14 protein-coding genes are annotated in these 16924 nt (G+C 68.5%); 5 read left to right on the top strand and 9 right to left on the bottom strand.

Annotated features, from left to right (window positions below; genetic code table 11):
• The 3 genes from KHY18_RS17850 to KHY18_RS17840 form a co-directional block, all read right to left on the bottom strand.
• Positions 1 to 577: Bug family tripartite tricarboxylate transporter substrate binding protein (locus KHY18_RS17850; protein WP_213302838.1), on the bottom strand; the 577-nt coding region annotated here is incomplete at its 3' end.
• Positions 578 to 642: 65 nt separating this feature from the next.
• Positions 643 to 1446 carry a 5-deoxy-glucuronate isomerase gene (iolB, locus tag KHY18_RS17845; RefSeq protein ID WP_213302835.1) on the bottom strand — a complete coding sequence of 268 codons (804 nt, stop codon included), beginning with the start codon at positions 1444 to 1446 and terminating at the stop codon, positions 643 to 645.
• Positions 1443 to 3422 (bottom strand): bifunctional 5-dehydro-2-deoxygluconokinase/5-dehydro-2-deoxyphosphogluconate aldolase, encoded by a 1980-nt coding sequence (locus KHY18_RS17840; protein ID WP_213302833.1) that lies wholly within the window; start codon positions 3420 to 3422, stop codon positions 1443 to 1445. The genes iolB and KHY18_RS17840 overlap by 4 nt, the downstream gene beginning before the upstream one ends.
• Positions 3423 to 3517: 95 nt before the next feature.
• On the opposite strand from KHY18_RS17840, the gene KHY18_RS17835 reads away from it, so the two are divergent.
• The gene (locus KHY18_RS17835) at positions 3518 to 4420 is read left to right on the top strand and encodes a MurR/RpiR family transcriptional regulator (RefSeq protein ID WP_213302831.1); all 903 of its coding nucleotides are present in this window, start codon (positions 3518 to 3520) and stop codon (positions 4418 to 4420) included.
• On the opposite strand, the gene KHY18_RS17830 is transcribed toward KHY18_RS17835, so the two are convergent.
• Positions 4393 to 4851, bottom strand: coding sequence for a PACE efflux transporter (locus KHY18_RS17830; protein WP_213302847.1), 459 nt, complete (start codon positions 4849 to 4851; stop codon positions 4393 to 4395). The genes KHY18_RS17835 and KHY18_RS17830 overlap by 28 nt on opposite strands.
• Before the next feature lie 104 nt (positions 4852 to 4955).
• Here KHY18_RS17830 and KHY18_RS17825 point away from each other — a divergent pair, with 104 nt between their 5' ends.
• Positions 4956 to 5882, top strand: coding sequence for a LysR family transcriptional regulator (locus KHY18_RS17825; RefSeq protein ID WP_213302828.1), 927 nt, complete (start codon positions 4956 to 4958; stop codon positions 5880 to 5882).
• A 30-nt stretch (positions 5883 to 5912) separates the two neighbouring features.
• On the opposite strand, the gene KHY18_RS17820 is transcribed toward KHY18_RS17825, so the two are convergent.
• Positions 5913 to 6686, bottom strand: coding sequence for a fumarylacetoacetate hydrolase family protein (locus KHY18_RS17820; RefSeq protein WP_213302825.1), 774 nt, complete (start codon positions 6684 to 6686; stop codon positions 5913 to 5915).
• A gap of 239 nt (positions 6687 to 6925) precedes the next feature.
• Between KHY18_RS17820 and KHY18_RS17815 the strand changes: the two genes are divergently transcribed.
• Positions 6926 to 8242: a Glu/Leu/Phe/Val family dehydrogenase gene (locus KHY18_RS17815; RefSeq protein ID WP_213302822.1), complete on the top strand. Its 1317-nt coding sequence runs from the start codon at positions 6926 to 6928 to the stop codon at positions 8240 to 8242.
• A 21-nt stretch (positions 8243 to 8263) separates the two neighbouring features.
• Here the strand turns inward: KHY18_RS17815 and KHY18_RS17810 are convergent, their stop codons facing one another.
• From KHY18_RS17810 to alkB, 4 genes are all read right to left on the bottom strand, one after another.
• Entirely contained in the window at positions 8264 to 9664 is a 1401-nt protein-coding gene (locus tag KHY18_RS17810) for a ShlB/FhaC/HecB family hemolysin secretion/activation protein (protein ID WP_213302819.1), read from the bottom strand.
• Positions 9665 to 9848: 184 nt separating this feature from the next.
• On the bottom strand, positions 9849 to 11219 hold the full coding sequence (locus KHY18_RS17805; protein WP_213302816.1) for a Fe-S oxidoreductase: 1371 nt from the start codon (positions 11217 to 11219) through the stop codon (positions 9849 to 9851).
• A 21-nt stretch (positions 11220 to 11240) separates the two neighbouring features.
• Complete coding sequence (locus tag KHY18_RS17800) at positions 11241 to 12305, bottom strand: homocysteine S-methyltransferase family protein (protein WP_213302813.1); 1065 nt, start codon at positions 12303 to 12305, stop codon at positions 11241 to 11243.
• A gap of 123 nt (positions 12306 to 12428) precedes the next feature.
• On the bottom strand, positions 12429 to 13133 hold the full coding sequence (gene alkB, locus KHY18_RS17795; protein ID WP_502769146.1) for a DNA oxidative demethylase AlkB: 705 nt from the start codon (positions 13131 to 13133) through the stop codon (positions 12429 to 12431).
• A gap of 210 nt (positions 13134 to 13343) precedes the next feature.
• On the opposite strand from alkB, the gene recQ reads away from it, so the two are divergent.
• Both recQ and KHY18_RS17785 read left to right on the top strand, forming a co-directional pair.
• The gene (recQ, locus tag KHY18_RS17790) at positions 13344 to 15203 is read left to right on the top strand and encodes a DNA helicase RecQ (RefSeq protein WP_213302810.1); all 1860 of its coding nucleotides are present in this window, start codon (positions 13344 to 13346) and stop codon (positions 15201 to 15203) included.
• A 146-nt stretch (positions 15204 to 15349) separates the two neighbouring features.
• A complete protein-coding gene (locus KHY18_RS17785) occupies positions 15350 to 16924 on the top strand; it encodes an acyl-CoA dehydrogenase family protein (protein WP_213302807.1) in 1575 nt (524 codons plus the stop codon).

The following is a 16924-nucleotide window of genomic DNA, read 5'->3' as shown; positions in this document are numbered from 1 at the left end:
GCAGCGCGGGCGCCGAGCCCTTGTAGGGCACATGCAGCAGGTTGCTGCCGGTGCGCTGCTTGAACAGCTCCAGCGCCACATGCAGCGGCGAGCCCGGGCCCGACGAGCCCGACGTCACTTCACCCGGATGACTGCGCACATGGGCCAGGAACTCGCGCATGTTCTTCGCCGGGAAATCGGGGTGCACGGCCAGCACCAGCGGCATGCGGCCCAGGCCGCCGATGAAGCTGAAGTCCTTTTGCGCGTCGTAGCTCAGGCTGCGGTACATCGCCGGGTTGAACGCCAGCGTGCCCGAATCGGCCGTGCCCACGGTGTAGCCGTCGGCGGGCGAGCGCACGATCTGCGTGGCGCCGATGATGGTCGCCGCGCCGGGTTTGTTCTCGACCACCACGGTCTGGCCCAGCTCCTTGGACATGCCGATCGCGAGGTTGCGCGCGATCACGTCCGTCGTGCCTCCGGGTGCGTAGGGCACGACCCATTTCACCGCCTGCTGCGCGGGAAATGCCGTCTGGGCCTGTGCCAGACCCGCGCCGCACAGCGCTGCGCCCAGCAGCGCAATCAATTGCCGCTTTTTCATGTCTTTGTCTCCTGGTTTTTTGATTTTTTTGCCCCGTTCCGGGGCGCTTTCACACTTGCGGCGACTCAGGTCGTTGCGAGCATCCATTCATGCGCCGGATCGTTGCGGAAAGCCCAGCGGCGCTCCGGTCCGGCCATGGTGTTGAGGTAGTACAGGTCGTAGCCATGCGGCGCGACGCAGGGGTGGTAGCCACGCGGCACCATCACCGTGTCGCGGTGCTCGACGGCCATGGTTTCGTCGAGCGAGCGGTCGTCGGTGTAGACGCGCTGGAAGGCGAAACCCTGCTGCGGATCGATCTGGTGGTAATAGGTTTCCTCGAGCACGGTCTCGGCATTCGGCTGGGCCGGATCGCTGCTGTCGTGCTTGTGCGGCGGATAGCTCGACGAGTTGCCCGCGGGCGTGATCACTTCGACCACCAGCAGGCTTTCGGCGGGCTCCGATTCGGGCAGGATGTCGCAGACAAAGCGCGTGTTGCTGCCCTTGCCGCGCACGCTGCGCTTCATCTGTTCCGGCGCGATCACGCGCTCGGGCAGCAGGCCCTTGGCGGGTGCCAGGCTGAGCGCGACTTCGGCTTCGGCCGAGGCGCTGATATGCACGCCGCGGCCCGGCGGCACATACAGCGCCGCGGGCGCGCGTTCCTCGAACACCGACGCGCGGTTGCCCAGCGCGCTGTAAAGCACGCCGCCCACGCGCACGTCGACGCTGCCCGCGAGCACCGTGAGGCACAGCTCGAGACCGCCGGTCTGCAGCGCCTCTTCCTCACCCGCACGCAGGCGCAGCACCTTGAAGCTGATGTGGCGCCAGCCCGCCGACGCGGGCGTGATGTCGGTGACGATGCGGCCCGGCTGGGCCTTGACGAGAAGACTCATACGTTAGCTCCTGCGCGCAGCGCGCTGTGTTGTTCCACGCCGGCCGCAGCGCGGCTCGCGCGCCAGCCCGCGATCAGCTGGCGGAAATTGGCCGCGACCTGGGCCTGCAGGCCCGCGTCGTCGATCTCGCCGCGCAGCCAGGCCAGGGCCGGCGCCGACCAGACGCTGCGGCCTATCATGAAGCCCTTGACCAGCGAGGCCGGTGCCTGGGCGAAGGCCGCGATCAGCTGGTCCACGGGCTGCGACAGCCCCAGGATCACCGCGCCGCGGCAGTAGGGGTCGCGTGCCTGCACCAGCGCCTCGAGCGCCAGCCACTGGGCGCGCGACATCGCGCCGACCTTCCACCACTCGGGCTTGAAGCCCAGGTCGTAGAAGCGTTCAATCGTCTGCACCACGCATTCGCCGCTGTCGTCGGCGGCGATCTGCTCCTTGGGCGGAATCACTTCGAGCAGCAGTTCGTGGCCGCTGGCGCGCGTCGCTTCCCACACCTGCTGCAGCCACTCTTCCTGCTCGGCGCGCAGCGCGGCCGCGTCCTGCGGGTGGTAGAACACCAGGCATTTGACGGTCTGCTCGCGCGGCCAGTGCTGCAGCTGCGAGGCCAGCGAATGCGTGCCGTCGAAACGCAGCGGGCGCGAGCCCGGGCGCTCAATTGGGCGGCCCACCCACCAGCCGCGGCCGGTGGCGTCGTGCAGCGCGGCTTCGCCTATGCGGCCGTCGATCAGCACGCCCATGCGGCCCTTGCAGCCGGGGTCGTTCTCCACATCCTCGACCACGCGGTTGATCAGGCGCTTGAGGCCGGGCAGGCGCGCACGGTCGGCGCCGGCCTGGTCGGCCAGTTCCTCGAACTGCGAGCGATGGTCATAGGCCAGCACGCACAGCTCGGGCCAGGCCGGGCGCGCGGCCGTCACGCGGTGCAGATGAGCGAGCTGCGGGTCCTGATCGGGCCGCACCTGGCGCCGGCCCGAGAACCAGTGCGCGAGTTCGGCCGGCGTGGGCATGGCGGGCGCGCAGCCGTGGCGCGAGACCACGATGGCGCCGCAGGCGTTGGCCATGGCCGCAGCCTCGGCGAACGACTTGCCGCGCAGCAGACCGGCGAGCAGGCCCGACGCGAACGCGTCGCCCGCGCCCAGCACGTTGAGCACTTCTATGCGTTCGCCCAGCACCGTCAGTGCGTCGTCCATGGCCGCGGGAATCGCGCCGTCGATGATCGAGCAGCCCAGCGGGCCGCGCTTGACGACGAACACCGCGGCCGTGCATTCGCGTGCACGCCGCAGGCTGGCCATCAGGTCGCCCTCGGCGCCGCCCGCGATCATCCATTCCTCTTCGGTGCCTATGATCAGCTCGAACAGTCCCAGCTGCTGCTGCAGATGCGCGCTGACCTGGTCGTTGCCTATGTAGCGGGTCTCGCCGTCGCCCTTGCCCGTGAGGCCCCACAGCACGGGGCGGTAGTCGATGTCGAGCACGCGCACCAGGCCGTGGCGGCCGCCGATTTCGAGTGCCTTGCGGCTCGCGCCGAGCACGCCGGGCGTGCTCAGGTGGGTGCCGGTGATCACCAGGCTGCGACAGCGCGCCAGGAATTCCTCATTGATATCGTCCTCGCACAAGGCCATGTCGGCGCAGTTCTCGCGCGCAAACAGCAGCGGGAACGTATCCTGGTCCTTGATGCCCAGCAGCACCATGGCCGTGAGGCGCTCGGCGTCGACCTTCACCTGGCTCACATCGCAGCCTTCGCGCTGCAGCGTGCGGCACAGAAAGCGGCCGTTCTGCTCGTTGCCAACGCGCGAGATCATCGCCGAGCGCATGCCCAGTCGGGCCGTGCCGAAAGCGATGTTCGCGGACGAGCCGCCGAGGTACTTGGAAAAACTGCTGGCCTCCTCGAGACTGCAGCCGATCTGCTGGGCATAGAGATCGACGGCCAGGCGCCCGAGGCAGGCGACGTCATAGGGGCGGTCGGCGGGAAAAGGCAGCGTGCTCATGGTTTCCTTGTTGGTCACATCGGCAGCGCGCAGGCCCCGCCGGATAATCTTCGCCAACGGATGATAATCCGATATAGAAAATATTTTCTAAATTTATGAAAAATAGAACAACACCCGAGGAAACGCCGCAGCCATCCCAATCCCCTGCGGGGTTTGCGGATACCGCGGCCTTTCTGGCGGTCGTGCAGGCGCAGTTCGACAGCCTGAGCCGCCAGCTCAAGGCCATTGCGCGCCATGTGGAAATGCACCGCGACCGGCTGGTGCTCGACGGCGTGCAGGCCACGGCCGAGGCCTGCGGCGTGCAGCCGTCGGCCGTGGTGCGCTTCGCCAAGCACTTCGGCTTCAGCGGCTACTCAGAGCTGCAGGCACTGTTCCGCGCCGACGCCGAGCGCCAGCTCGCGCCCAACCGCGGCTACCAGGAGCGCATACGCGGACTGATCGTTCCGGGCGCGCAGACGCTGGCCGTGGGCCAGCTCGCGCGCGAAGTCATAGAGCGCAGCGTCGACAGCCTGCAGGCCTTGCAGCGCCAGCTGCCCGACGACCGCTTCGAGGCCGGCGTCGATCTGATGGTGCAGGCGCCCGCGATCTGGCTCGCGGCGTCCCGGCGCGCGTTCCCGGTCGGCGCCTACCTCGCCTATGCGCTGCAGCACACGGGCAAGGCCGTGCACTGGCTCAACGGCCTGGGCGCGATGCAGCAGCTCGAATTGCGCGCGCTGCGCCCCGGCGATGTGATGCTCGCGGTGTCATTTGCGCCCTATGCGCAGGAAACGCTGGAGATGGCGCAGGCGGCCGTGGCCCGGGGGGCGCAGCTGATCGCGATCACCGACAGCCAGCTGAGCCCGCTGGCCGCGCAGGCCAAGGTGGTGCTGATCGCCCAGGACGGCGCGACTTTCGGTTTCCGTTCGCTCACGAGCACGCTGGCGCTGGCGCAGTCGTTGTTCCTGGGATTGGCCTACAAGCTGGAGCTGGCTTACGAAGCCCCGGTGGCCACAGATTGAGGCAAGGCCTGGCCCTGCGCCGACGCCGGCAGACCGAACACGCGGTCGAACGCCCAGTTGAACGCGAAGGTGTAGACCAGGAAGAACAGCAGCAGGCCGAGGTCCATCAGGAAGGCCTGCCACAGGCTCACCTTGAACCACCAGGCGAACAGCGGCACCAGCATCACGACCAGGCCGCCTTCCATGCCCAGCGCATGCGCGACGCGGCGCGCGAAGCCGCGGCCGCGCCGCGCCTGGCGCGCTTCCCAGCGCTCGAACAGGCCGTTCCAGACCACGTTCCAGGCGACCGCAATCGCCGAGGTCATGACCGCGACGATGCTCGAGTGCGCGGCGCTTTCGCCGGTCAGGGCGGCGAGGCCGTAAGAGGTCGCGGCAATGGCAAACACTTCAAACAGGGTGACATACACGACGCGCCGCCAGGGGCCCTGCAGCTGGCGTTTCGGAGAAGAGATATTCAAAGACATGGGCTGAATTTAAAGGGTTTTCACTGATAACAAAAGTCAGGATCTTTCAGTTTTACTGATAGATTGCGGCCATGGCTTTCTCTTCCGACAACGTTCTGGTGTTTCTGGCCGTGCTCGACCACGGCTCGTTTTCGGCCGCGGCGCGCGCGCTGTCGCGCGTGCCTTCGGCCGTGAGCATGGCCATCGCCCACCTCGAAGCCGAGCTGCAGCTCAACCTGTTCGACCGCAGCGGCCGCGAGCCCCGGCCCACCGAAAGCGCACGCGCGCTCGAGCCGCAGGCGCGGCTGCTGGCCGCGCAGCTGCAGCAGCTCAACGGCCAGGCGCTGGCGCTGACCCAGGGGCTGGAGCAGCGGCTGAGCATTGCGATTGCGCCCGAACTGCTGGCTTCGCGCTGGACCACCGCGCTGGCCGCGCTGGCCCAGGCCCATCCGCTGCTCGAAGTCGAAGTGCTGGCCGCGCCGCAGGAAGACGCGCTGGCGCTGCTGCACACCGGCCGCGCCCAGCTCGCGCTGGTCTTCGAGCGCCCCAGCCTCGACGGGCGCGAAGGTTTCCAGGAAGTGGGCAGCGACACGCTGATCGCCGTCATGGCGCCCGACCACCCGGTGCTCGAAGCCGCGCGCCGCGAGGCCGCGGGGCGCGAAGGCATGCCCGCGGCGTCCCTGAGCGAAGAGCATCTGAAGACCACGCGCCAGATCGTGGTCGCGAGCCGCGACCTGGGCCAGACCGATGCGCGCTTCGTCTACGCGCGCCACATCTGGCGCACCGACAACCACCTCGCCGCGCTGGGCCTGATCGAAGCCGGCCTGGGCTGGGGCTGGCAGCCGCGCTCGCTGGTCGCGCCGCGCATCGAAGCCGGCCGGCTGGTCGAAATGCCGTTTTCCAATCTCAGCAACGGCCTGCGCCTGTGGGTCGACGTGGTCTGGTCCAAGCGGCGGCCCATGGGCCTGGGCGCGCAGCTGTTCGTGCAGGAGATGGGCAAGCAGATGGCTGCGGCCTGAGCTCGCCGCCCGCTCCTTACCGGACGCGGATCAAAGCTGCAGCCAGGCCTCGCCCACGCCATCGAACTGCACATGCACGCGGTCTCCGGCCTGGGCACGCGCCAGACCCACCCAGCTGCCCGTGGTGACCACCGTGCCCGCGCTGAGCGTGCCGTACTCCATGGTTGCATGGCGCAGCCAGTCGGCCAGCAGCCAGGCGGGATCGCCCAGCGAATGGGTGCCGGTGTGCACGCTGGTCTCGCCGTCGCCCAGGCGCAGCCGGCAGACCTGGCGCGACCAGTCGGGCGCGGCGCCCACCAGATCGCAAGCCTGCCACTCGCCTATGACCAGCGCGCCATGGCACAGTTGGTCGGCCATGAGCAGCAGCGGCGGCGCGGCGAACTGCTGCTGCCAGCGCGACTCGACGACTTCGATGCTCACGGCCATCGCATCTATCAGGCCCGCGCATTCGCCGGCCACCAGTTGCCAGGCCTGGGCGACCGAGACGTCCTGGCCCAGGCGCAGCGCGATTTCGGCTTCTATGCCGCGTGTATGCAAGGGCCAGTCTCCGGCCGTCGCCGGGCTGGGCCAGACGCCGGCCGGGGGCAGCGGCGCATGCGTCAGCTGCGCGCCGCGCGTGGGGCCGCCCGACTTCCAGGCATGCGGCGTGCCCTGGTCAAACCAGCCCAGCTCACGGGCCACGGCGCGCTGCACGGCATAGGCCTCTTCCTGGCTGGCCAGGTGGCCGGCCAAGGGCAGGGCATCGGCCAGGTGGGCATGCGCACGCGCCTGCAGCAAGGTGGAGCAAACGGCATCAACGGACATGGAACTCCCGGGCAAAGACAGTGACAGAACTAGGGTCGGAAATACCGCCCGCCAAAGCCTGCATTCTTGCGCAAAAACGCCGCGCCATGACGGCCTTTTCAGAGGACAAATCCATGGTTATGCATGAAATGCATAACAACCAAAACAAGCGGCGTTGGACAAGCCGCAGTCACAGGAATAAGCTGAAAAACAGGTCATCCATTTTTGTGACCGCCGCTTCAAACGCTTTGGAATATTCCATGCAAAACACCCCTGCCTCCCCGTCGACCAGCATCCTGCCGGCCCACCCCCTGCCCTCCTACCTGCAAGCCGACAAGCTCGGCCCCTGGGGCATCTACCTGCAGCAGATCGACCGTGTCACGCCCTATCTCGGCCATCTGGCACGCTGGGTCGAAACGCTCAAGCGCCCCAAGCGCGCGCTGATCGTCGACGTACCGATCGAACTCGACAACGGCACCATCGCCCACTTCGAGGGCTATCGCGTGCAGCACAACACCAGCCGCGGCCCGGGCAAGGGCGGCGTGCGCTTCCACCAGGACGTGACGCTGTCCGAAGTGATGGCCCTGTCGGCCTGGATGTCGATCAAGAACGCGGCCGTCAACGTTCCCTACGGCGGTGCCAAGGGCGGCATACGCGTCGATCCCAAGAAGCTGTCGAAGGGCGAACTCGAGCGCCTCACACGCCGCTACACCAGCGAAATCGGCATCATCATCGGCCCGAACAAGGACATCCCCGCGCCCGACGTCAACACCAATGAGCAAATCATGGCGTGGATGATGGACACCTACTCGATGAACACCGGCTCCACGGCCACGGGCGTGGTCACGGGCAAGCCTGTCGACCTGGGCGGTTCGCTGGGCCGGCGTGAAGCCACGGGCCGCGGCGTGTTCACCGTCGGCGTCGAGGCCATGCGCCGCACCGACATGCGCATCGAAGGCGCACGCGTCGCCGTGCAGGGCTTCGGCAATGTCGGCGGTACGGCCGCCAAGCTGTTCGTCGAAGCCGGCGCCAAGCTGGTCGCGGTGCAGGACCACAGCGGCAGCATCTACAACGACCTGGGCATCGACGTGCCCGCGCTGCTGAGCCATGTGCAGCAGACCGGCGGCGTGGGCGGTTTCCACGGCGCCGATGTGCTGGCCAAGGAAGAGTTCTGGGGCGTCAACTGCGACATCCTGATTCCCGCCGCGCTCGAAGGCCAGATCCACCTGGCCAACGCGGGCCAGATCAAGGCCAAGCTGGTGATCGAAGGCGCGAACGGCCCGACCACACCCGAAGCCGACGACATCCTGCACGAAAAGGGCGTGCTGGTACTGCCCGACGTGATCGCCAACGCCGGCGGCGTCACCGTGAGCTACTTCGAGTGGGTGCAGGATTTCTCGAGCTTCTTCTGGAGCGAGGACGAAATCAATGCCCGCCTGGTGCGCATCATGCAGGACGCCTTTGCGGGCGTCTGGCAGGTGGCCCAGGACCACAAGGTCAGCCTGCGCACCGCGACCTTCATCATCGCCTGCCAGCGCATCCTGCATGCGCGCGAAATGCGCGGCCTGTACCCCTGACGCCCGGGCCGGTGCGACCTGTCAGAAACGATAGGTCGCGGCCAGCCAGATACGCGGGTTCTTGTAGCCCAGGCGGGAACCGGGCCGGTGACCGCCCGTGCGCCAGGCCACCGCGGCCTGCGCGCTCCAGGACTTCTCCGTCCAGCGCAGGCCCGCCCCCGCGCCCGACAGCGAGCGCCAGTTGTCGGCGCGCCGCCACGGCCGGCGCCGCAGTTTCACCTGCCCCGCATCGACAAACACAAAGGGCTCGGCGCGGCCCATGCGGTGGCGCAGTTCCACCTGCAGCAGCCAGCCTTCATCGCCCTGGGCTTCGGCACTGGTCCAGGCGCGTATGCGTTGCGGCCCTGAAGCCGCAAACCACTTTTCGCTGTCGAGGTTGCGGCTGGCTTTCTGGCCGGAAAAACGGCCCCAAAGCGTCCAGTCCTTGTGCAAGGTCTGTTCATGGCGCAGGTCTGCGCTGAGCAGGCGGTAGCGACCTTCGGTGCGGGCACTGCTGCGGTCCTCGTCGCGCAGTCCATGGTCGAGCTTGAGCCGCCCCAGGCCCAGCATCAGTTCGCCCGACGTCTTGCTCTTTTCACCCCTGTACTCGCCATTGAGTTTCAACGGCAGCATGTTCAGCGTGCGGTGCTCTGCGACCGGCGCCTTGCCGCGCGGCATGGCATTGTCATCCGAATGCGTGCGCTCCACTCCCACGCTCGCCTGGAGGCTGCCGGCTTCGCCCAGCCACAGCGGATAGGACAGCTCCACCAGCAGGATGTCCGAAGTCCCCTGCGCATTCAATCCACGACGTTCGCGGTGCAGCTGGTAGTAGTTATGGTCCAGCTCCGCATGCAGGCTCCAGCCGTTGACGCCCAGCGGCACGGTATAGCCGAGGAAGAGGTTCCAGGTGCCATGCCAGCGGCGGTGGCCTTGCAGGCTCAGCGAGTCGCCCAGCGTCCACAGGCTGGGAATATCGAGGCCGAAGCGCGCGCGCTGGTCGCCGGTGAAACGGCTGCCGTGGTTGTCCAGGGCCACGAAACCGCTGTAGCGCGGCTTGCGCTGCAGCGTCACGGTGAGATCGCGCAAGCCGCCCTCCTCCCCCGGGCCGAGCATGGCATTGCTGTTCACGCCCGGCAGTTCCTTGAGCAGATGCAGCCGGCGCTGCAGCAGCTCTTCGTCTATCGGTTCGCCTGGACGCAGATCGCGTATCCAGCGCGCCGCCGCGGGCTGCAGCGCCGGATCGTCGATTTCCATGCGCACCGCGCCATAACGCCCGCCGCGCAGACCGTCTATCGCCGTCGCATCCGCCGGCAATGGCATGGCCTGGACCGAAGACGAATCGTCGGGCGGCTCTTGCGTCTGCGCCAATGCGGCTTCAAGGCACAGCAGAAAAGGGCACAGGGTCAGCCAAGCCCTGCGTGCAGCGTTGGGAAAGGTGTGCATGGCGGTTCTCCTTGGCAAGGCAGGCGCCGGACTATCCGACGAGGCCTTGACACAAACCGTAACCAGCAGTCGCACCAATGGATAGGATGGAACTATCGCTCTGGATCAAAGAAATGCAGGCGCCCGTATTGCATGCGCTGCTGTCTGGCTCCGCAAGCCGGCGCACGCGCGCATGGCCGCCGGCTCAGGTCCGCGTCGGTCCTATGCGCACGGACGCCCAGACGCGGTTCATTTCGGCGCAGAACGGCTGGGCACAGCTGGCCTTGCCGCGGTAGGGGCAGCCCAGCTCGGTGCACAGGCCCGTGCGGCGCTCCTGCAGCCGCTGGTCGTCGCGTGGCTGCTGTCCGCTGGCCTGCAGCGCGGCCATCTGCAGCCAGGGATCGTTCTTTGCCTGCAGCGCCACCATGGCCTGCTGGGCGGCCTGCGTGGACGGCAGCAGGCCGGCGAGCGCCGTCGCTGCCGACTGCGCGTTCTGCGCCGTGGCCTGCAATGGCTGGAAATCGAGCCACAGCAGCGCGCTGGTACGCAGCTTGTCTCCCCCGGGGGCCGCGCCCTGCAAAACCAGGGCCAGCGCGCCCGATTCGAGCTGCTGCGCGGGCGCAGCGAACGGCAGCTTCAGCGGCACCGGGCCCGCAGTCGGCAGCGGCGCCATGGCCGGAGGGCTGGCAGCGGCCGCGGGCAGCGCTGCCGAGGCCGCCGCCTGCATCTGCGCCCATGCCTGCGGCACCTGCAAAGTAAGCGCGAAGCCGCGCTCGCCTTCGGGCGTCTGCACCACGCCTTGCTGCACCAGCCAGGTCAGCATGGGCGGCAGGCGCGCAGGCGCGTCAGGCGTGGCCGTGCCGACAAGCGTTGGGGCCGCCGTGGCCACGGCGGTGGAAAGCGGGGCCGCGGGTGCGGCAGCGATAGTTGCTGTCGGTGGGGCAGCTGCGGTGGTGGCGGTCGATGGAACCGCCGCAGCCGCGGGAGCCGATGCGGTCAGCAGCGCTGGCGCAACCGTAGTGGCCGCGACCGTGGTGGCCAAGGCAACCGCTGCCTTGCCTGCCACCATGTCAGCTGCGGCGCCGGCGACTGCCGCATTGCCGGTCGCAGCCGCATTGCCTGGCATTGCGGCGCTGCCAGCGCTTGCCGGCGCCGGTGTCGATGCGGATGCAGGCGCCGCGGGCGCGAGCACCGTATTGAGCCAGGCCTGGGGCCAGGGCTGGGCCGCGACCAGTTGCTGGGGCTGGGGCAGACCCGCCGTGGCCTGGGCGACCAAGGCCGTGAGCAGCTCACGCAGCGCGGGAGAAGCACCCGCCGACGGCCAACTGGTTTGCGAACCCGACTGCACCTGGGTCACGAGCTGGGCGATCAGCGTCTGGAACACCTGCAGGCGCAGTGCCTGCTGCGCCTGGGCCGAAAGACTCAGCGCGGGCTGGACCGGCGCTGCAGGGGCCACCGGCTGGGCAGGCGCCACCGGCGCCGCTCCCGCCACGGCCGTGACGGCCGGCACCGCGACCACGGGCGACACGGAAGTCGGCGTGGACGGTCCGGTGGCGGGCGGCAGCGGCAGGTTCATCGTGGGAACCGTGCGCCGTTATCAGGCCTGGGCCGGGTAGAACAGCGGGCGCGTGGCCGTGGCGCGCACGGCCTGGGCGATCGCGCCGATGTGCTCGGGCGTCGTGCCGCAGCAGCCGCCCACGATGTTCACCAGGCCTTCGGCCGCGAACTCGTGCACCAGCCGGCTCGTGACTTCGGGCGTCTCGTCGAAGCCGGTGTCGCTCATCGGGTTGGGCAGGCCGGCGTTCGGATAGCAACTGATGAAGGTGTCGGGCGCGGCCTTGTGCAGCTCCTGCACATAGGGGCGCATCAGCGCCGCGCCGAGCGCGCAGTTCAGGCCGATGGCCAGCGGATTCGCATGGCGCACGCTGTGCCAGAACGCGGTCACGGTCTGGCCGCTGAGAATGCGGCCCGAGGCGTCGGTCACGGTGCCGCTGATCAGGATGGGCAGGCATTCGCCGGTCTGCTCGAAAGCTTCGTCCACGGCGAACAGCGCGGCCTTGGCGTTGAGCGTGTCGAAAATCGTCTCGACCAGGATCACGTCGGAGCCGCCTGCGATCAGCGCCAGCGTCTGTTCGAGGTAGGCCTTGCGCAATGTCTCGAAGTCGACATTGCGCGCGCCCGGGTCGTTGACGTCGGGGCTGATGCTCGCGGTCTTGGGCGTGGGGCCCAGGGCGCCGGCCACATAGCGCGGGTGATCGGGCGTGCTGTACTTGTCGCAGGCCGCGCGCGCGAGCTGGGCCGAGCGCAGGTTCATTTCATCGGCGAGATGGCCCAGCAGGTAATCGTCCTGGGCGACCGTGGTCGCGCCGAAGGTGTTGGTCTCGATCAGGTCGGCACCCGCGGCCAGGTAGCGTTCGTGGATGTCGCGGATCACGTCGGGGCGCGTGAGGCTCAGCAGCTCGTTGTTGCCCTTGACGTCGCGCGGCAGGTCCTTGAAGCGGTCGCCGACGGCGTCGGGGCCGGTATAGCCTGCGCCGCGGTACTGCTCCTCACCCAGCTTGAAGCGCTGGATCATGGTGCCCATCGCGCCATCGAGAATGGCAATGCGGCGGGCAAGGGTGGCGGGCAGTTCTTTGGCGCGGGTGTATTGGGGCAGGCTCATCCCCCGATTGTAGGAAGTTGGGCGTGGCCCCGTGGTCGGTCAGCCATCTTGTGTAGCGGCCGCCATTCTTGGCGGCCCTTTGACCACCTCTCAAGAAACAGCTTTTTTGTCAACTAAACCTGCTCAGGGCGAACAGCCGTATGGTGCCTTTGCCATGCGAAACGTCAGGTTCCAACGCTCGGAGCCCAGCAACGGGTGCACTGCGTCCTTGAGCGGGCTGATGCCGTGGTACGCCAGGCGCGTCGCACCGCCCCAGACCAGCACATCGCCATGTTCGAGCTGCATGCGGCGCACGCGGTCGGAGCGCTCCAGGCCGCCCCACAGGAAGGTCGCGGCCAGGCCCAGCGAGATCGAGACAATCGGCGCGCGCGTGTCGCTTTCGTCGGCATCGCGGTGCAGCGACATCTTCGCGCCCGCGACGTAACGGTTGATCAGGCAGGAGTCGGGCGCGAAGTGCGGGTAGCCGGCCACGGTCGCCGCCGCACGCGCCTGCTCCCACAGCCATTCGGGCATGGCGGGCCAGGGCCGGCCGCTGTGCGGATCGGTCGCGCTGTAGGCGTAGCCGCTCGCATCCGACACCCAGCCCCAGCGGCCGCAATGGCTCATAGCCACCGACATGGGCAGGCCGCCGGGCGTGCGCATCGTGCGCCATGGCGCCTGGGCCAGCACTTCCTGCACGCAGCCCACCCAGCGCTGCGCCTGGCCCGCGGCCCAGCCGGGCAGCAGCCAGGCGCCGGCGTCGAGCGCGATCGGGACATCGTCGGCCGGCCCGAACAGCCGGTCGCTGTCGGCCAGGGCCATGGAGCCGGATACAGGGGAACGGGACATGGAAATTCCAGCGGAAACAAGGCGTTGACTGCATTGTAGGAAGGCCTGGCCGGCCCTTGCGCGGCGCAGGTCTGTGCCGCCCGAGGACCACGGAATTGCGCCCCGGGCGCACAATAGGCGTCTTTCCAATCCCTGCGATCGCCGCCAGCGCGCCTGCGCAGGCCGCCTCGCAGGCTCGTTGCTTTGCCGCTTTTTTTCGAGAGAATCCGCTTGTCCACCGCGCAGTCCGTATTGCAAGAAGTTTTTGGCTACGACCAGTTCCGTGGCCCGCAGGCGGCGATCGTCAGCCATGTGATTGCCGGCGGCGACGCGCTGGTGCTGATGCCCACGGGCGGTGGCAAGAGCCTGTGCTACCAGGTGCCAGCCATCGTGCGCCAGCAGCAGGGGCTGGGCGTGACCATCGTGGTCTCGCCGCTGATCGCGCTGATGCACGACCAGGTGGGCGCGCTGCACGAAGCCGGCGTCGATGCCGCGTTTCTGAACTCCACGCTGTCATACGAGCAGACGCAGGAAGTCGAACTGCGGCTGCAGACCGGCGACATCACGCTGCTCTACGCCGCGCCCGAGCGGCTCAACACGCCGCGCTTCCTGGGCCTGCTCGACGCGCTCTATGAAGCCGGTCAGCTGTCGCTGTTCGCGATCGACGAAGCGCATTGCGTGAGCCAATGGGGCCACGATTTCCGGCCCGAATACCGCGCGCTCACGGTGCTGCACGAGCGCTATGCGGGCGTGCCGCGCATCGCGCTCACGGCCACGGCCGACTCGCTCACGCGCGCCGACATCGTCGAGCGCCTGCAGCTCGAGCAGGCGGGCCAGTTCGTCAGCAGCTTCGACCGGCCCAACATCCGCTACACCATCGTCGAGAAGAAGGACGCGACGGCCCAGCTGCAGCGCTTCATACAGACCGAGCACCAGGGCGATGCGGGCGTGGTCTATTGCCAGTCGCGCAAGCGCGTCGAGGAACTCGCCCAGACGCTGCAGAACGCCGGCCTCTCGGCCCTGCCGTATCACGCCGGCCTGCCGGTCGAAATGCGCCAGCGCCATCAGGACCGCTTCCTGCGCGAGGAAGGCATCGTCATGTGCGCGACCATCGCTTTCGGCATGGGCATAGACAAACCCGATGTGCGCTTCGTCGCCCATGTCGACATGCCCAAGAACATCGAAGGCTATTACCAGGAAACCGGCCGCGCGGGCCGCGACGGCCTGCCGGCGCACGCCTGGATGGCCTACGGCCTCAACGACGTCGTCAACCAGCGGCGCATGATCGACGAAAGCCCGGCCGAGGAAACCTTCAAGCAGGTGATGCGCGGCAAGCTCGACGCGCTGCTCGCGCTGGCCGAAGCCACCGACTGCCGGCGCCAGCGCCTGCTGGGCTATTTCGGCGAAGACTCCACGCCTTGCGGCAACTGCGACAACTGCCTGAACCCGCCCGCGGTCTGGGACGGCACCGACGCCGCGCGCAAGCTGCTGTCGACCATCTACCGCGTGCACGAAGCCTGCCAGCTGACGTTCGGCACGGGCCACATCATGGACGTGCTGCGCGGCAAGGACACCGAAAAAGTGCGCCAGTACGGCCACCAGAGCCTGTCGACGTTCGGCCTGGGCGCGCAGTACTCCGAAGCCCAGTTGCGCGGCGTGCTGCGCCAGTTGCTGGCCACGGGCGCGCTGGGTCTGCACAAGGTCACCAGCGACAGCGGCCACAGCTTCGACACGCTGGCGCTGACGCCGGGCTCGCGCGCCGTGCTGCGCGGCGACGCCCAGGTGATGCTGCGCGAAGCCACGGCCAGCGCCGCCAAGCGTACGCGCCGGGCACCGCAGGCCAACGTCGCGGCACTCAACCTGGGCCCCGATGCGCAGGTGCGCTTCATCAACCTCAAGGCCTGGCGCGCCGAAGTCGCGCGCGAGCACAACCTGCCGGCCTATGTGATCTTCCACGACGCGACGCTGGCGGCGATCGCCGAGCGCGACCCCGCGAGCCTCGACGACCTCAACGGCATTCCCGGCATGGGCGCCAAGAAATTCGATGCCTACGGCGCCGAAGTGCTGCGCGTGTGCCAGATGGCGCAGTAGGGATTTTCCCCGGCGCGCCACGCGCGCAAGACCCCACTACAGGCGAACCTCTCCGACAGCGCGCGCCGCGCGAGTTGTCGATACTGCGCATCTGCGGGCAGACGATTCCGTACTGCCCGCGCCCTACAAGCGCACAGGAGACCGCCATGTCCACCGCCCCGCCACCAGCGCCGTCGTCGATCGCCCACGACGCTCCCCTGGATGAAGCACTGCAACGCGCCGACGTGGGGGCTGCGCGGGCCGGGCTCGACGCCTATGCCCTCCAGTTGATGCGCTCGGAACAAGCGTCCGATGCGCTGCAGAACAACCCCGCCTGGCACGCCCAACGCGCGCTGGGCCGGCGCCAGGGGCTGGTCGCGCAGGCGCTGACGCAGCACACGCCCGGGCGCTGGAGCGTATGGGCCGCGGGCCTCTATCTGCATGGCCAGTTCGCCCCCGACAGCCTGGACCCGTTGCTGCTGACCTCGGCCTCGCTGGCCGTGCTGCGCAAGGAGCCCGCGCTCTGGGCGCGACTCGGGCCCCTGCTGCGCAATCTCGATGACGATGCACGCGATCTGCCGATCGCGCGCAAGACCGCACTCTGGATGGGCCTCGGAGCGAATGCCGTCCAGTCGATCCAACCCCTTTACGCCACGCCGACATTGCTCCAGGCCACGCCCGTGGGCATGGGGCTCTGGGGCCGGCAGTACCTGCTCAGCGGCAGCAGCCCGGGACTGGCTGCGCCCGACAGCGACGCCCATCTGCTCAGCGCCCAGACGCCTCAGGGACAAAGCTGCTTTTTCGTGCCCCGCTGGCGCGAGGATGGCGAACGCAACAATCTGGTCGTGCGCCCGCTGCACGGCGCCTTCGGTCCCCAGTCGGTTGCCGAACTCCAGCTCAATGCGGCCAGCGGCTATCTGCTGGGCGAGGAAGGCCAGGGCCCGGTGACCTTCCGCGCCGCCGTGAGCGTGCTGCGGCTGGGCCGTACGCTGGCCAGCTGCGCGCTGCTGCGCCAGGCGCTGGTGCAGTCGCTAACACAGGCGCGTGGTCTGAACGACCTGAATGACCAGGCGCTGCTGGGCAGCGTACTGGTCGACATGGCGCTGGAAAGCGAAGCCGCGCTGGTGCTGGCCATGCGGCTGGCCCAGGCGTTCGAGCGCTGCGATGACGCCGCTGCCGACAGCATTCCGCCGCTCGATCGCGCCTGGAAGCATGTGATGGCGCCCGCCGCCCAGTTCTGGGTGGGCCGCCGCGCGATGGAAGTCACTGCCGAAACCATGGAGTGGGCCGGCGCCCAGGGCGCGCTCGACAGCCCCCAGGGCCAGACCCTGGCCCGGCTGTTTCTCGCCGCACCCGCGCAAGGCCGTGGCGAAGGCATGGGCAATGCACTGTGCCTGCAGGTGCTGAACGCACTGGACAGGCAAAAGCCTGCGGCCCGCGTGCTGTTCGAGGCCATGGAAGAGATTGCCGGCGGGGACGCGCGCATCCTGGCCCAGCTGCATGCGCTGCGCGCCATGCTCGCCCAGCCGCAGGCCGAACAGCAAGGCATGGCGCGCATGCTGGTGCAGCGCCTGGTGCTCACGGCCCAGGCCTGCCTGCTGCACCGCGACGCGCCGCCGGCCGTGGCCCAGGCCTTCATCACCACGCGCCTGGGCCACAGCGGCGCGGGCCGCGTGCTCGGCGCGCTCGATACCCGGCAGATGGACTTGCAGCGCCTGCTGCAGCGCGCCTTGCCGCACTGA

The sequence above is a fragment of the Acidovorax sp. CCYZU-2555 genome (assembly GCF_018413525.1).
Lineage (GTDB): Bacteria > Pseudomonadota > Gammaproteobacteria > Burkholderiales > Burkholderiaceae_C > Comamonas.
Note: the sequence above shows the minus strand (reverse complement) of the source record. Positions and strands in the feature narration are given on the sequence as shown.

Bases quoted from the DNA above. Each gene is read 5' to 3' on its own strand.
- KHY18_RS17805 (WP_213302816.1), bottom strand. From the start codon at position 11,219: ATGAACCTGCCGCTGCCGCCCGCCACCGGACCGTCCACGCCGACTTCC.
- KHY18_RS17840 (WP_213302833.1), bottom strand. From the start codon at position 3,422: ATGAGCACGCTGCCTTTTCCCGCCGACCGCCCCTATGACGTCGCCTGC.
- alkB (WP_502769146.1), bottom strand. From the start codon at position 13,133: ATGTCCCGTTCCCCTGTATCCGGCTCCATGGCCCTGGCCGACAGCGAC.
- KHY18_RS17810 (WP_213302819.1), bottom strand. From the start codon at position 9,664: ATGCACACCTTTCCCAACGCTGCACGCAGGGCTTGGCTGACCCTGTGC.
- KHY18_RS17785 (WP_213302807.1), top strand. From the start codon at position 15,350: ATGTCCACCGCCCCGCCACCAGCGCCGTCGTCGATCGCCCACGACGCT.
- KHY18_RS17825 (WP_213302828.1), top strand. From the start codon at position 4,956: ATGGCTTTCTCTTCCGACAACGTTCTGGTGTTTCTGGCCGTGCTCGAC.
- KHY18_RS17800 (WP_213302813.1), bottom strand. From the start codon at position 12,305: ATGAGCCTGCCCCAATACACCCGCGCCAAAGAACTGCCCGCCACCCTT.
- KHY18_RS17835 (WP_213302831.1), top strand. From the start codon at position 3,518: ATGAAAAATAGAACAACACCCGAGGAAACGCCGCAGCCATCCCAATCC.
- iolB (WP_213302835.1), bottom strand. From the start codon at position 1,446: ATGAGTCTTCTCGTCAAGGCCCAGCCGGGCCGCATCGTCACCGACATC.
- KHY18_RS17820 (WP_213302825.1), bottom strand. From the start codon at position 6,686: ATGTCCGTTGATGCCGTTTGCTCCACCTTGCTGCAGGCGCGTGCGCAT.
- KHY18_RS17815 (WP_213302822.1), top strand. From the start codon at position 6,926: ATGCAAAACACCCCTGCCTCCCCGTCGACCAGCATCCTGCCGGCCCAC.